Origin of the sequence: Streptomyces nanhaiensis (assembly GCF_046614825.1) — a bacterium.
Classification (GTDB): domain Bacteria; phylum Actinomycetota; class Actinomycetes; order Streptomycetales; family Streptomycetaceae; genus Streptomyces; species Streptomyces radiopugnans.
This window is the reverse complement of the sequence record NZ_JBKJFM010000040.1, coordinates 24,145-38,874: the sequence shown is the minus strand read 5'-3', so window position 1 is coordinate 38,874 and position 14,730 is coordinate 24,145. Positions and strand designations below refer to the sequence as shown.

At 71.4% G+C, this 14,730-nt stretch carries 12 protein-coding genes; 3 read left to right on the top strand and 9 right to left on the bottom strand.

What is annotated here, in order from left to right:
• The first annotated feature begins 64 nt into the window (after positions 1–64).
• Entirely contained in the window at positions 65–1,126 is a 1,062-nt protein-coding gene (locus ACLIYP_RS12190) for a branched-chain amino acid ABC transporter permease (RefSeq protein ID WP_412713157.1), read from the top strand.
• Entirely contained in the window at positions 1,123–2,412 is a 1,290-nt protein-coding gene (locus ACLIYP_RS12185; RefSeq protein ID WP_412713154.1) for an ABC transporter substrate-binding protein, read from the top strand. Before ACLIYP_RS12190 ends, ACLIYP_RS12185 begins: the two co-directional genes overlap by 4 nt.
• A gap of 382 nt (positions 2,413–2,794) precedes the next feature.
• Here the strand turns inward: ACLIYP_RS12185 and pssA are convergent, their stop codons facing one another.
• The 9 genes from pssA to ACLIYP_RS12140 form a co-directional block, all read right to left on the bottom strand.
• Positions 2,795–3,652, bottom strand: a complete 858-nt coding sequence (gene pssA, locus ACLIYP_RS12180; protein ID WP_177214024.1) for a CDP-diacylglycerol--serine O-phosphatidyltransferase — start codon at positions 3,650–3,652, stop codon at positions 2,795–2,797.
• Complete coding sequence (locus ACLIYP_RS12175) at positions 3,639–4,286, bottom strand: phosphatidylserine decarboxylase (RefSeq protein WP_279553954.1); 648 nt, start codon at positions 4,284–4,286, stop codon at positions 3,639–3,641. The genes pssA and ACLIYP_RS12175 overlap by 14 nt, the downstream gene beginning before the upstream one ends.
• 180 nt (positions 4,287–4,466) lie before the next feature.
• Positions 4,467–5,672, bottom strand: coding sequence for an acyl-CoA dehydrogenase family protein (locus ACLIYP_RS12170; protein ID WP_412713153.1), 1,206 nt, complete (start codon positions 5,670–5,672; stop codon positions 4,467–4,469).
• Position 5,673: 1 nt separating this feature from the next.
• Complete coding sequence (locus ACLIYP_RS12165; protein WP_412713156.1) at positions 5,674–6,345, bottom strand: MaoC family dehydratase; 672 nt, start codon at positions 6,343–6,345, stop codon at positions 5,674–5,676.
• Positions 6,342–7,307 (bottom strand): HpcH/HpaI aldolase/citrate lyase family protein, encoded by a 966-nt coding sequence (locus ACLIYP_RS12160; protein ID WP_412713152.1) that lies wholly within the window; start codon positions 7,305–7,307, stop codon positions 6,342–6,344. Before ACLIYP_RS12160 ends, ACLIYP_RS12165 begins: the two co-directional genes overlap by 4 nt.
• Positions 7,304–9,316 (bottom strand): protein meaA, encoded by a 2,013-nt coding sequence (locus ACLIYP_RS12155; protein ID WP_412713151.1) that lies wholly within the window; start codon positions 9,314–9,316, stop codon positions 7,304–7,306. The genes ACLIYP_RS12160 and ACLIYP_RS12155 overlap by 4 nt, the downstream gene beginning before the upstream one ends.
• Positions 9,317–9,327: 11 nt before the next feature.
• Positions 9,328–10,665 carry a crotonyl-CoA carboxylase/reductase gene (gene ccrA, locus ACLIYP_RS12150; RefSeq protein ID WP_412713150.1) on the bottom strand — a complete coding sequence of 446 codons (1,338 nt, stop codon included), beginning with the start codon at positions 10,663–10,665 and terminating at the stop codon, positions 9,328–9,330.
• Between the two features lie 393 nt (positions 10,666–11,058).
• Complete coding sequence (locus ACLIYP_RS12145; RefSeq protein WP_412713149.1) at positions 11,059–11,868, bottom strand: TetR family transcriptional regulator; 810 nt, start codon at positions 11,866–11,868, stop codon at positions 11,059–11,061.
• A 107-nt stretch (positions 11,869–11,975) separates the two neighbouring features.
• Positions 11,976–13,760 (bottom strand): 3-hydroxyacyl-CoA dehydrogenase family protein, encoded by a 1,785-nt coding sequence (locus ACLIYP_RS12140; RefSeq protein ID WP_412713148.1) that lies wholly within the window; start codon positions 13,758–13,760, stop codon positions 11,976–11,978.
• A gap of 348 nt (positions 13,761–14,108) precedes the next feature.
• Between ACLIYP_RS12140 and ACLIYP_RS12135 the strand changes: the two genes are divergently transcribed.
• Positions 14,109–14,666: a HEAT repeat domain-containing protein gene (locus ACLIYP_RS12135; RefSeq protein WP_412713155.1), complete on the top strand. Its 558-nt coding sequence runs from the start codon at positions 14,109–14,111 to the stop codon at positions 14,664–14,666.
• The last annotated feature ends 64 nt before the right edge of the window (positions 14,667–14,730 follow it).

Sequence of the window (14,730 nt, the reverse complement as noted above, 5' to 3'; positions counted from 1 at the left end):
CGGGGGGGGCGTGGCCGGCCAGAGCGCCGGCGGGCGGCACGGCCGCCGCGCACGCGCCCGTGTCCTGCCGCCGCGCCGCGCCACCGCGTACACGGTGGCCGCCGCGGCCGCGGGGGGCCTGCTGCTGCTCGCCCTGCCCTTCTACCTCGACCGCTTCTGGCTCCAGGCCGGACTGCTGGCCATGGCCGCCGCCATCGGCGCGATCGGGCTGAACCTGCTGACCGGCGCCACCGGCCAGCTCTCCCTGGGCCACTCCTTCTTCCTCGCCGTCGGCGCGTACGGCTACTGCGTGCTGGCCGGCGGACGCGACGGGGAGCTGGCCGGCCTGGGCCTGCCCGGCTGGCTGGCGGTGACCGGCGCGGTGGCCCTGGCCGGCCTGGCGGGCGGGCTGTTCAGCCCGATCGCCGGACGGCTGCGGGGCGCGTACCTGGGCATCGCCACCCTGGCACTGGTCTTCATCGGCCAGCACGTGCTGCTCAACGCCCACGATCTGACGGGCGGTTACAACGGCCGCCCCGTCCCGCCGCTGTCGCTGTTCGGCCTCACCTTCGACGACACCGAGACCGTGGTCGCCGCCGTGCCGTTCCAGTCGATGGAGAAGCTCTGGTACGCCGGGCTGGTCCTGCTGGCGGTGTGCGCCTTCTTCGCGCACGGGGTGCTGCGCGACCGCCCGGGCCGGGCGCTGAACGCCATCCGCGACCACCGGATCGCGGCCGGGGTGATGGGCGTGCCGGTGGCCCGGCAGCGGGCGGGGGTGTTCGTCCTGTCCTCGATGTACGCGGGCCTGGCCGGGGTGCTGCTGGCGCTGGTCTTCCAGCAGACCGTGCCCGAGTACTTCGGCATCGTCCTGGCCCTGGAGTACCTGGCCATGATCGTCATCGGCGGTCTGGGCTCGGTCTCCGGAGCCGTCACCGGGGCGGTGTTCGTCACCCTGCTGCCCCAGATCCTCACCCGCTACAGCGAGGCCCTGCCCCTGGTCTCCGCCCCCGGAACGGGCGGGGTCGCACCGGGCGAGATGTCCCGCTACCTGTACGGCGCCGCGATCGTGGCGATCGTGCTGTTCCTGCCGGGCGGCCTGGTGCGGCTCGCCGCCCGCCGCGGTCACACTCAGAAAGACGAGGCATGAAGACTGTGAAGACGCAGAAGAAGCACACGGCGCGCGCCGCCGCGGTGGTCGCCGCGACCGCCCTCGCCCTCATCGCCACGGGATGCAGCTCCAAGGCGGGCGGCGGGGACTCCGGCGGCACCGGCACCGGCGCCGACGGCGTGCGCACCGACAAGGGCGTGACGGACGAGACCATCCGGATCGGCGCCCTCACCGACATGACCGGTGTCTACGCCTCCCTGGGCAAGAGCGTCACCCAGGCGCAGCAGCTCTACATCGACCAGATCAACTCCGACGGCGGGATCTGCGGCCGGAAGCTGGAGCTGACCGTCCGCGACCACGGCTACGACGCGGGCAAGGCGATCCCCGCCTACACCGAGCTGCAGCCCAAGGTGGTGGGCTTCGTGCAGTTCCTCGGCTCGCCGTTCGTCAGCGCGGTCAAGGAGCGGATCGACGGCCAGCACAAGGTGCTGGTGCTGCCGCAGGCCTGGTCCGCCGACCTGCTGGGCAGCGAGTACATCAGGGTCATCGGCGCCACCTACGACGTGGAGACGGTCAACGCGATCGACTTCCTGCTGGAGGAGGGGAAGATCGCCGAGGGCGACACGATCGGCCACGTCTACTTCGAGGGCGACTACGGCGAGAACGCCCTGAAGGGCGCCGAGCACGCGGCCCGGAAGGCCGGACTGACCCTGGTGGAGCAGAAGATCAAGCCGACCGACGAGGACATGTCCGCACAGGTGGCGGCGTTCAAGAAGGCCGGTGTGAAGGCCATCGTGATCAGCGCCGGGCCGCGCCAGGCGGCCTCCCTGGTCGGCGTGTCGGCGGCCGCCGGCCTGAACGTGCCGATCATCGGCAACAACTCGGCGTTCGCGCCGCAGCTGCTGAAGACCCAGGCCGGTCCGGTCCTGCAGAAGGACTACTACGTGGCCGCCTCGACCCTGCCGATCGGATCGGAGGAGCCGGAGCCGGCCAGGCTGGCCCGGAAGTACGCCGAGGCCTACCCCGACGACATCCTCGACAACGGCGTGGCCGCGGGCTGGAGCGCCGCCTCCGTCCTCGGCGCGGCGCTGAAGCAGGCGTGCGACGACAAGGACCTCACCCGGGAGGGCGTGGTCAAGGCGCTGACGTCCATGGAGGACCACGACGGGGGCTTCGGCATCCGGCACGACTTCACCGACCCAGGACTGCCCTCGACGCGGGAGAGCTTCATCCTCAAGCCGGACGGGAAGACCGAGGGCGGACTGAAGGTGCACCGGGAGGCGGAGGCCTCGGAGAACGCCCAGGCATTCTCCTTCGGGGAGTGACCGCGCGCTGACCGGGCGTCCGTGCCCGCCGCGACGGGGGCGGCGGGCACGGGCGGTGCGGACGGTGCGGGCGTGGCCCGGGCTCGGACGAGTCCGGGCCACGCGGCGTCTCACGGCGAAGGGCCGCCCGCACCGTGTCCCGCCTGCCCGCTCGCTCGCCCGCACCGTACCCGTACCCATTCGGTACCCCCGGCGGGCCGTGCGGGCACCGTGCGGCCCGCCGGGGCCCGCACGGTGCCCCCCGGCAAATCCACTGGTGTATTCCGGCGCGGGCCGGGAAGGCGCGGAACAGGAGGAGAAGGCGGGAAAACACCGGGCGCCGGACGGATTCCATGGAATCCGTCCGGCGCCCGAGGTATGAACCGGCCTCCGCCGCGGGCGGCTAGGGCTGGGCCGCCGCCCGTGCCTCACGGCGGTTGTCGCGGAAGGTGTTGACCCGGCGCGCGGTGGCGAACAGCGGGATCACCGCGCCCAGCACCAGCTGCAGCGCGCAGCCGGTCTGCAGCAGCAGCTCACCGCCCGGGGCGTCGAACGCCCAGGCCGTCAGCAGGCCCATGCTCAGCACGATCCAGCCGAGCATCGCCACGGCCAGCAGCCCGCGCGGCTTGGGGTACTCCACCCGGCTCACCATCAGCCAGGCCACCCCGACGATGGCCAGCAGCGTCGGGACGAACGGCAGCTCCAGCAGGACGATCGAGACGACCGTCAGGGCCCCGAAGGGGCTGGGCATGCCCTGGAAGACCCCGTTGGGCAGGGTGACGCAGGAGAACCTGGCGAGCCGCAGCACCACCGCCAGCAGCACCACGATCCCGGCGAGCGCCGAGACGCCCTGGTGCGCGTCGTTGGCCACCATCCCCCAGACCAGCACGAAGTACGCGGGCGCCAGCCCGAAGCTGATCAGGTCGGAGAGGTTGTCCAGCTCCGCGCCCATCGCCGAGCTGCGCAGCTTGCGCGCCACGAGCCCGTCGAAGAGGTCGAAGACCGAGGCCAGCAGCATCAGCATCACGGCGGTCGCGGCGCTGTGCCGGGCCATGCCGCCGTCTCCGTTGCCCGTCAGATGCGGGATCAGGACACCGGTGGTGGTGAAGTACACCGCAAGGAAGCCGCAGGTGGCGTTGCCCAGGGTGAGCGCGTCGGCTATCGACAGCCGCATGGACAGCGGCATGTCGCCCATCTCGTCGCCGTCGTCCTCCGGACCGGCCTCGGGGACCCACTGGGTCTTGGGGTCAGTCACGGTCAAGGCGAGTCACCCCCGCGGTCGTGGGCTGGCCGACCTCGACGGCGACCTCGACGCCCTCCGGGAGGTAGAGGTCGACGCGGGAGCCGAAGCGGATCAGGCCGATCCGCTCACCCTGCTCGACCTTGGCGCCCTGCTCGACGTACGGCACGATCCGCCGGGCCACGGCGCCGGCGATCTGGACCATCTCGATGTCGCCCAGCTCGGTGTCGAAGTGCCAGACGACCCGCTCGTTGTTCTCGCTCTCCTTGTTGAACGCCGGAACGAAGCCGCCGGGCACGTGCTCGACGGACGTCACCGTGCCCGCCAGCGGGGCGCGGTTGACGTGGACGTTCAGCGGGCTCATGAAGATCGCGACGCGGGTGCGCCCGTCCTTCCACGGCATGATGCTCTGCACCACGCCGTCGGCCGGGGAGATGACACGGCCCTGGGCGATCTCTCGCTCGGGGTCGCGGAAGAACCACAGCATGCCCGCCGCCAGGGCGGTGGCGGGCACTGCCGCCACCGCTGCGCCTCTCGAGCGCCTGGCGCGGGCCAGGCTGAGGGCTGCGGTGGCGACGGTCGGGAGGAGCCACGGCGATGCTCCGCGCGCGAGACGGATACGGCCGCGTTGTGCAGAGGATGGGCTGTGGGGCATGGATGACCTTCGTAGCGGAGGGTGCCGCGTAAACACGGGGGACGGCGGCTTTCCCGGGATGCTATCGGTTACCGGTGGCAACTGGGCAAGCCAGAGCACCTGTCGGGACCGTGGGCTACCCGGAAGGCCTTGGTTCGGGGTGTCGTCCCTTTGGAGGGAAAACACCCCGAATAAGGCATTCTACCCCTGGATCTTGTACTCCTCCAGGAGTCGGCGTCCCACGATCATCTTCTGGATCTCGGCGGTGCCCTCGCCGATCAGGAGCATCGGGGCCTCACGGTACAGCCGTTCGATCTCGTACTCCTTGGAGAAACCGTAACCGCCGTGGATGCGGAACGCGTCCTCCACGACCTCCTTGCAGTACTCCGAGGCGAGGTATTTGGCCATCCCCGCCTCCAGGTCGTTGCGCTGCCCGGAGTCCTTCTTCCGTGCGGCGCCGACCATCAGGGCGTGCGCCGCCTCCACCTTGGTGGCCATTTCGGCCAACTTGAACTGAATTGCCTGGTGCTGGGCGATCGGCTTGCCGAAGGTGTGCCGCTGCTGGGCGTAGGAGACGCCCAGCTCGAAGGCGCGCTGGGCCACGCCGCAGCCGCGCGCGGCCACGTTGACCCGGCCGACCTCGACGCCGTCCATCATCTGGTAGAAGCCGCGGCCGGTCCTGCCCCCCAGGACCCGGTTCTCCGGGACGCGCAGGCCGTCCAGGATCAGCTCGGTGGTGTCGACGCCCTTGTAGCCCATCTTGTCGATCTTGCCGGGGATCGTCAGACCCGGCTTGACCTCGCCGAAGCCCGGCTCCTTCTCGACCAGGAAGGTGGTCATCGACTTGTGCGGGGCCGTCCCCTCCGGGTGGCCCTCGTCGGTGCGGCACAGCACCGCCACCAGCGAGGAGGTGCCGCCGTTGGTCAGCCACATCTTCTGGCCGGTCAGGACGTACCCGTCGCCGTCGCGCACGCCCTTGGTGGTGATGGCCGACACGTCCGAGCCCAGGCCCGGCTCGGACATCGAGAAGGCGCCGCGGACCTCGCCGGCCGCCATCCTGGGCAGGAAGTACTCCTTCTGCTCGTCGGTGCCGTGCTGCTTGAGCATGTACGCGACGATGAAGTGGGTGTTGATGATGCCGGACACGCTCATCCAGCCGCGGGCGATCTCCTCCACGCACAGCGCGTAGGTGAGCAGCGACTCCCCCAGACCGCCGTACTCCTCCGGGATCATCAGACCGAAGATCCCCAGTTCCTTCAGGCCCTCCACGATCTGGGTCGGGTACTCGTCCCGGTGCTCCAGCTCGGTGGCGACCGGGATGATCTCCTTGTCGACGAAGTCGCGGACGGTGGAGACGATCTCCCGCTGGATGTCCGTCAGGCCCTCGGTCTGCGCCAGGCGCCCCATGTCACTTGCCTCCCTTTCCGGAGTCCCGCCCGTCCGTGCGCAGCTCGGGGCGGCCGGGCTGCTCACCTCCGCGCGCCTCGGTGTACTCGGCGGTGGGCACCATCACCTTGCGGCGGAAGACGCACACCAGGGTGCCGTCCTGCTTGTAGCCCTTGGTCTCGACGTGGACGATGCCGCGGTCGGACTTCGAGCGCGAGGGCGTCTTGTCCAGGACGGTGGTCTCGCCGTAGATGGTGTCGCCGTGGAAGGTGGGCGCCACGTGCCGCAGCGACTCGATCTCCAGGTTGGCGATCGCCTTGCCGGAGACGTCCGGCACGGACATGCCCAGCAGCAGCGAGTAGATGTAGTTGCCGACCACCACGTTCCTGCCGAAGTCCGTCGTCTTCTCGGCGTAGTTGGTGTCCATGTGGAGCGGGTGGTGGTTCATGGTCAGCAGGCAGAACAGGTGGTCGTCGTACTCCGTGACCGTCTTGCCGGGCCAGTGCCGGTAGACGTCCCCGACCTCGAACTCCTCGTAGGTGCGGCCGAACTGCATGGTGTGACTCTCCGTGGTGTGGTGGGCGAACGGGTACCGGACCGGGCCGCCCCCCTCCCGGCCTCCCCCTCCGCCCCGTGGAAGGGGGCGGAAGGAGGGGGCGGGGAGCCGGGAGCGGCCCGCGGTGGTGGGGCTCAGGCGGCCGGCGGCTCGAACTTCGAGGTCCGCTCCATGCCGGCGGCCCGGCCCTTGCCCGCGATGACCAGGGCCATCTTGCGGCTGGCCTCGTCGATCATCTCGTCGCCGAGCATCGCCGAGCCCTTCTTGCCGCCCGCCTCGGAGGTGAAGTACTCGTAGGCGTCCAGGATCAGCTCCGCGTGGTCGTAGTCCTCCTGGGAGGGTGAGAAGACCTCGTTGGCCGCCTCGACCTGGCCGGGGTGCAGCACCCACTTGCCGTCGAAGCCGAGGGCGGCGGCGCGCTCGGCCACGGCCCGGAAGCCGTCCACGTTCTTGATCTGCAGGTAGGGGCCGTCGATGGCCTGCAGGTTGTGGGTGCGGGCGGCCATCAGGATCCGCATCAGGATGTAGTGGTAGGCGTCGGCCGGGTAGCCGGGCGGCTGCTCGCCCACGACCAGGGACTTCATGTTGATGGAGGCCATGAAGTCGGCCGGGCCGAAGATGATGGTCTCCAGCCGGGGCGAGGCGGCGGCGATCTCGTCGACGTTCACCAGGCCCTTGGCGTTCTCGATCTGCGCCTCGATGCCGATGCGGCCGACCTCGAAGCCCATGGTGGTCTCGATCTGCGTCAGCAGCATGTCCAGCGCCCTGACCTGGGCGGCGTCCTGCACCTTCGGCAGCATGATGCAGTCCAGGTTGGGACCTGCGCCCTCGACGACCGTGATCACGTCGCGGTACGTCCAGTGGGTGGTCCAGTCGTTGACGCGCACCACCCGGGTCTTGCCCGTCCAGTCGCCCTCGTTGAGGAACTTCACGATGGTGTGCCGGGCCTCGGGCTTGGCCAGCGGGGCGCAGGCGTCCTCCAGGTCCAGGAAGACCTGGTCGGCGGCCAGCCCCTGGGCCTTCTCCAGGAAGCGGGGGTTGCTGCCCGGCACCGCGAGGCAGGAGCGGCGGGGACGCAGCCGGTTGACGGGCGTGGTCATGCGGGGACCTCCAGGGGGTCGAGCTTGTTCGCGGCGCGGATCTCGTCGACGATACGGCCGATGATCTCCGTGATGCCGAAGTCCTTCGGGGTGAAGACCGCCGCCACCCCGGCGGCGCGCAGTGCGTCGGCGTCCGCGCGCGGGATGATGCCGCCGACGATGACGGGGACGTCGTCGACGCCGGCCCGGTGCAGCCGGTCCAGCACGTCGGGCACCAGCTCGGCGTGCGAGCCGGAGAGGATCGACAGCCCCACGCAGTGCACGTCCTCGGCGACGGCCGCCGAGACGATCTGCTCGGGGGTCAGCCGGATGCCCTGGTAGACCACCTCGAAGCCCGCGTCGCGGGCCCGTACGGCGATCTGCTCGGCCCCGTTGCTGTGCCCGTCCAGACCGGGCTTGCCCACCAGCAGGCGCAGCTTGCCGCAGCCCAGCTCGGCGGCGGTGGCCGCCACCTTCCGGCGCACCTCGGCCAGCCGCGAGCCCTCCTCGGCGGGGGTCGCCAGCGGCGCGGAGCTCACGCCGGTGGGGGCCCGGTACTCGCCGAAGACATCGCGCAGGGCCCAGGCCCACTCACCGGTGGTCACCCCGGCCCGGGCGCACTCGAGGGTGGCCGGCATCAGGTTGTCCTTGCCCGCCGCGGCCCGCTTGAGCTCCGCGAGAGCCCGGTGGGCGCGGGCCTCGTCCCGCTCGTCGCGCCACCGCTGGAGGGCGGTGACGACGTTCCGCTCCACCGCCGGGTCCACGGTCATGATGGCCGTGTCCAGGTCGGCGGTGAGCGGGTTGGGCTCGGTGGACTCGAAGCAGTTGACCCCGACGATCTTCTCCTGGCCGGACTCGATGCGGGCCCGGCGCTCGGCGTGCGAGGCGACCAACTGCGCCTTGAGGTAGCCGGACTCCACCGCCGCCATCGCGCCGCCCATCTCCTGGATGCGGTCGATCTCGGCGAGGGCGCCCTCGGCCAGTTCGGCGGTCCTGGCCTCGACCACGTGCGATCCGGCGAACAGGTCGTCGTACTCCAGCAGGTCGCTCTCGTGGGCGAGGACCTGCTGGATGCGCAGCGACCACTGCTGGTCCCAGGGCCTGGGCAGGCCGAGCGCCTCGTTCCAGGCGGGCAGCTGCACGGCGCGGGCGCGGGCGTCCTTGGAGAGGGTGACCGCCAGCATCTCCAGCACGATGCGCTGGACGTTGTTCTCCGGCTGCGCCTCGGTCAGCCCCAGGGAGTTGACCTGGACGCCGTAGCGGAAGCGGCGGTGCCTGGGGTCCTCGATCCCGTACCGCTCGCGGGTGATCTTGTCCCAGATGCGGGTGAAGGCCCGCATCTTGCACATCTCCTCGACGAAGCGCACGCCCGCGTTGACGAAGAAGGAGATGCGCCCGACGACGTCGCCCATCCGCTCGGCGGGGACCTGCCCGGAGTCGCGCACCGCGTCCAGCACCGCGATGGCGGTGGACATCGCGTAGGCGATCTCCTGCACCGGTGTGGCCCCGGCCTCCTGCAGGTGGTAGCTGCAGATGTTGATCGGGTTCCACTTGGGCATGTGCGCCACGGTGTAGGCGACCGTGTCGGTGGTCAGACGCAGGGAGGGGCCCGGCGGGAAGACGTGCGTCCCGCGCGAGAGGTACTCCTTGACGATGTCGTTCTGCGTCGTCCCCGACAGCCCGGAGATGTCCGCGCCCTGCTCCTCGGCGACCACCTGGTACAGCGCCAGCAGCCACATGGCGGTGGCGTTGATGGTCATCGAGGTGTTCATCCGCTCCAGGGGGATGTCCTGGAACAGCCGGCGCATGTCACCGAGGTGGCAGACCGGGACCCCGACCCGGCCGACCTCGCCGCGGGCGAGGACGTGGTCGGGGTCGTAGCCGGTCTGGGTGGGCAGGTCGAAGGCGACCGACAGGCCGGTCTGCCCCTTGGCGAGGTTGCGCCGGTACAGCTCGTTGGACGCCTCGGCCGTGGAGTGCCCGGCGTACGTCCGCATCAGCCACGGACGGTCTTTCTGGCGCTCAGCCATGGGGGTGCCCTCTACACGTTCCGGAAGCGGTTGATGGCGTCGATGTGCTTGGCCCGCATCTCCGCGTCGCGCACGCCCATGCCCTCGCGCGGGGCCAGGCACAGCACGCCGACCTTGCCCTGGTGGGCGTTGCGGTGCACGTCGTGGGCGGCCTGGCCGGTCTCCTGGAGGGAGTACGTCTTCGACAGCGTGGGGTGGATCTTCCCCTTGGCGATCAGGCGGTTGGCCTCCCACGCCTCGCGGTAGTTGGCGAAGTGGGAGCCGATGATGCGCTTGAGCGACATCCACAGGTAGCGGTTGTCGTAGCTGTGCATGTAGCCGGAGGTGGAGGCGCAGGTGGTGATGGTGCCGCCCTTGCGGGTGACGTAGACGGACGCGCCGAAGGTCTCGCGCCCGGGGTGCTCGAAGACGATGTCCACGTCCTCGCCGCCGGTCAGCTCGCGGATGCGCTTGCCGAAGCGCTTCCACTCGCGCGGGTCCTGGGTGTTCTCGTCCTTCCAGAACCGGTAGCCCTCGGCGTTGCGGTCGATGATCGCCTCGGCGCCCATGGAGCGGCAGATGTCGGCCTTCTGCGGGGAGGAGACCACGCAGATGGGGTTGGCGCCGCCGGCCAGGGCCATCTGGGTGGCGTAGGAGCCCAGGCCGCCGGAGGCGCCCCAGATCAGGACGTTGTCGCCCTGCTTCATGCCGGCGCCGTTGCGGGAGACCAGCTGGCGGTAGGCGGTGGAGTTCACCAGGCCGGGAGCGGCGGCCTCCTCCCAGGACAGGTGGGCGGGCTTGGGCATGAGCTGGTTGGACTTCACCAGCGCGATCTCGGCCAGGCCGCCGAAGTTGGTCTCGAAGCCCCAGATGCGCTGCTCGGGGTCGAGCATGGTGTCGTTGTGGCCGTCGGCGTTCTCCAGCTCCACCGACAGGCAGTGGGCGACGACCTCGTCGCCGGGCTGCCAGGCGTTGACGCCGGGGCCGGTGCGCAGCACCACGCCCGCCAGGTCGGAGCCGATGATGTGGTACGGCAGGTCGTGGCGCCTGGCCAGCTCGGAGGTGCGCCCGTAGCGCTCCAGGAAGCCGAAGGTGGAGACCGGCTCGAAGATCGAGGTCCACACCGAGTTGTAGTTCACCGAGGAGGCCATGACCGCCACCAGGGCTTCGCCGGGGCCCAGCTCCGGCAGGGGCACCTCGTCCAGGTGCAGGGACTTGCGCGGGTCCTTCTCCCGGGTGGGCATCCCGTCGAACATGTCGGCCTCGTCCTTGTGCACGGTCACCGCGCGGTAGGACTCGGGCAGCGCCAGGTTGGCGAAGTCGGCGGGCTTGCTGTCCGACGCGAGGATCGCGTCCAGGATTTCCTTCACTGTGGCCTCCGGCGAGCGTTCGGGGACGCTTGAGGGGTCGCTGGGGTCTTCTTCGGTCTTGTGTGAGCTGCTGGTGCCGTCGGTTCGGCGGTGGTGCTGCGGCTCGGCGCGGTAGCGCTGAAGGTGCCTGTGACGCAGGCGTCCGGACGCACGGCAGTGACCGCGGGGACAGTGCCCGGACACCGCTCACGTTATGGCACTGCGTGCCAGCGCACAAGACACTGCGTGCCAAGAATTTCTCTCAGTTGTCACCAGGTGTGCACGCATGAGCGGGTGCGCGGCGAGCGGGAACGGAAACGGCCGCCCCCTTCCGGGAGACGGCCGTTTCCTTCTGTTCGTTTGTGTGGTTTCCGGTTCGTTCTCCGTGCGCCCGCCGTGTGCCCGCCGCGGTGCTCAGCTCTGCCGCAGGGCTTCCTCGATCGTGCGCATCACCTGGTCCAGCGGGGCGTCGGTGCGCGCCACCGTCACCAGCACCTCGCCCCTGCGGCCGGCCGCTCCGTCCGTCCCGTTCGCTCCGCCCGCCCCGGCCGGCAGGTCGGCCGCCGCCCGGCTGGCGACGAAACCGGTGCCGAAGGTCCGCCGCACGGTGGCGAAGGCCCGGTCCAGCTGGGCCTCCACATCGCCCTGGCCGCCCGCGCGCAGCCAGCGCCGCAGCACGTGGTTGTGCGCGGTGACCACCGCCGACGCCGCCACCTCGGCCAGCAGCGGCTCGTCGAGGCCGTCCTCGTCACCGTCCCGGTGGGCCACGGCGGACTCGTCGAAGTGGCCCAGCAGATACCGGGTGAACAACCTCTCGTAGCGGGCCACTGACGCGATCTCCCGCTCCCGCAGCGTGGGCACCTCGCGCGTGAGCCGGTAGCGCTCCACCGACACCGCCGGGGAGGCCGCGTACATCCTCATGACCTCCTTGATGCCGCGGCACACGGTGTCAAGCGGGTTCTCGTGCGCGGGCGCCGCGTCCAGCACCGCCTTGGCGCGCTCCAGGGTGTCGTCGTGATCCGGGAAGATCGCCTCTTCCTTGGAGCGGAAGTGCCGGAAGAAGGTGCGCCGGGCCACCCCGGCCGCGGCCGCGATCTCGTCGACCGTCGTCTCCTCGTAGCCCTTGGTGGCGAAGAGCTCCATCGCGGCGGCGGCCAGCTCACGGCGCATCTTCAGGCGCTGGCTGGGCACGTTGGGGCGGGCGGACCGTACGGACTGCGACATGTGTGGAACGTTACACGGCGCACCGCCGCCGGCGGGCGGGCCGCCGGGGTCCAGCAGCCCGCCCCACCCGGAGTCCGCCCGGGGCGGGAACGCCGGGTTCGCCGGGCTCACCGCCTCGCGTACTCGCGGAAGCCGCGTCCGCTCTTGCGGCCCAGGCAGCCCGCCGCGACCAGGTGCTCCAGCAGCGGGGCCGGGGCCAGGCCCGGCTCGCGGAACTCCTCGTGCAGCACCTTCTCGATCGCCAGGGAGACGTCCAGGCCGACCACGTCCAGCAGCTCGAACGGGCCCATCGGGTAGCCGCCGCCGAGCTTCATGGCCGCGTCGACGGCGTCCATGTCGGCGTAGTGCTCCTGCACCATCTTGATCGCGTTGTTCAGGTACGGGAACAGCAGCGCGTTGACGATGAAGCCCGCCCGGTCGCCGCAGTCCACCGGGTGCTTGCGGATCCTCGCGCACACCTCGCGCACGGTGGCGTGGACGTCGTCGCCGGTCAGGACGGTGCTCACCACCTCCACCAGCTTCATCGCGGGCGCGGGGTTGAAGAAGTGCATGCCGATCACGTCCTGCGGGCGCGAGGTCGCGCGGGCGCAGGCGACCACCGGCAGCGAGGAGGTGGTGGTGGCCAGCACCGCGCCCGGCTTGCACACCTCGTCCAACGTCGCGAACAGGCCCTTCTTGACCTCCAGGTCCTCGGCCACCGCCTCGACCGCCAGGTCCACCTCCGCCAGCGCGGACAGCGAGCCGGCCGGGGTGATCCTGGCGAGCGTCTCGTCGCGGGCCTCGGCGCTCATCCGGCCCTTCTTCACCGACCGCTCCAGCGAGGAGGCGATCCGGTCCCTGGCCGTCCGGGCCTTCTCGTCGCTGCGCGCGACCAGCACCACGTCGTAGCCGGCCTTGGCGAACACCTCGGCGATGCCGCTGGCCATGGTCCCCGAGCCCGCCACGCCGACGGAGCGCACCTGGCGCGGGGTGCCCCGCAGCTCGCCCTCGCGCGGGGTGAGCGCGTCCGGCACCACCGTCGCCGAACCCGGCGCCTCGTAGGTGTAGAAGCCGCGCCCGGCCTTGCGGCCCGTCAGACCGGCGGCGCTGAGCTGGCCCAGGATCGGGGCGGGGGCGTGCAGCCGGTCGCGGGACTCGGCGTACATCGCCTCCAGCACGGTGCGCGCGGTGTCGACGCCGATCAGGTCCAGCAGGGCCAGCGGGCCCATCGGCAGACCGCAGCCCAGGCGCATCGCGGCGTCGATGTCCTCGCGGGTGGCGTACTTCGACTCGTACATCGCCGCGGCCTGGTTGAGGTAGCCGAACAGCAGCCCGTCGGCGACGAAGCCGGGCCGGTCGCCGACCGGGATCGGCTCCTTGCCCAGGTCGACGGCGAGATCGGTGACCGCGGCGACCGCCTCGGGGGAGGTGAGCACGCAGGAGACGATCTCCACCAGCCTCATCGCGGGCGCGGGGTTGAAGAAGTGCATCCCCAGCACGCGCTCGGGGTGCGCGGAGTCGGCCGCGAGCCGGGTGACCGACAGGGCGTTGGTGCCGGTGGCGATGACGGCCGCGGGCTTGACGATGCCGTCCAGCTCGGTGATGACGCGCTGCTTGAGCCCGTAGTCCTCCGGCACCACCTCGATGACCAGGTCGGCCTCGGCCGCGGCCTGGAGGTCGCAGAAGGTGCGGAAGCGGGCGAGGGCGTCGCGCCGCTCCTGCTCGGTGATCCGCTCGCGCTCCACGGCGCGGGCGGTGGACGCCTCCAGCGCGGCGACTGCCCGGCGGGCGGCGTTCTCGTCGGTGTCGATGCCGATGACCTCGCGGCCGGCGCGGGCCAGGACCTCGGCTATGCCGGTGCCCATGGTGCCGAGGCCGACCACGGCGACAGTGGTGAGGGTGGGACGGTCCATCACGGGACTCCAGGGAAGAGGAAGAGACGGTGACGACTGAGGGGGAGGAGGGGAGAGGGGCGGGCGAGGGCGCACGGGAGCGCCGGGCCCGCGCCGCACGCAGGCGTGGAACGAGCGAGAGCGGCCCTGTCCCGGGGCCGTGCTCGACCTGCGTGTACGCGTGCTGAACCGACTGCGCACCGGACGGCCGCGTCACCAGGCCGTCCGACTGAGCGGGGGTACCGCTCCGATGAGCAGGCTAACTTGCGGGTAACCCGAATGCCAGAGGGTAGACCGCTTCCAGGAATGTGGCACATACCACAGGGAGGTGACGTGCCGGTGGGCAGGGCGGGCACGGTGGACCGCGAAATGGTGGACCGGCTGCGGGCCGAGGCGGATCCGGAGGAGTACGGGCGGCTGCTCGCCCTGGCCCGGCGGGACACGGCCGCCGCCCGTGACGCGCTGGCGGCCGAACTCACCGCCCCCGCCCGGCCCCTGTGGGCCCGGGAGCTGGCCGCCTGCACCCTGGGCCGGGCCGGGGACTCCCGGGCCTTCGAGACGCTGGTGTTCCTGCTCAACCACCGCGACCCGGCCCGTTGCGCCGCGGCTGCCCGCGCCCTGCTGCGCCTGGGCGACCCGCGCACCGCCCGCGCCGCGGCGGCGCTGGCGACCAACGAGCTGCGCACCTCCTACGCGTTACACCCCGTGCGGCTGCTGGCCGCCCTGCGTGCGCCGCAGTCCGCGCCGACCCTGATCCGCGTCCTGGACCGGCTGCTGGCCGGCCCCGTCCACCACTGGCAGGTGGCCCGCGCCTGCGTGGAGGGGCTCGGAGCGCTGGGCGACCCGCGGGCCAGGCTGGTGCTGCTGGCCGCCCGGGAGCGCGAGGAGCTGCGCGCGGCGGCCGACGGGGCGCTGCGCAGGCTCTGACGGCGGCGGGTCCGGTGCCAGGCCGCATCGGATGTGAGGGATCGCTCCCCGCTGCTCCCCGCCG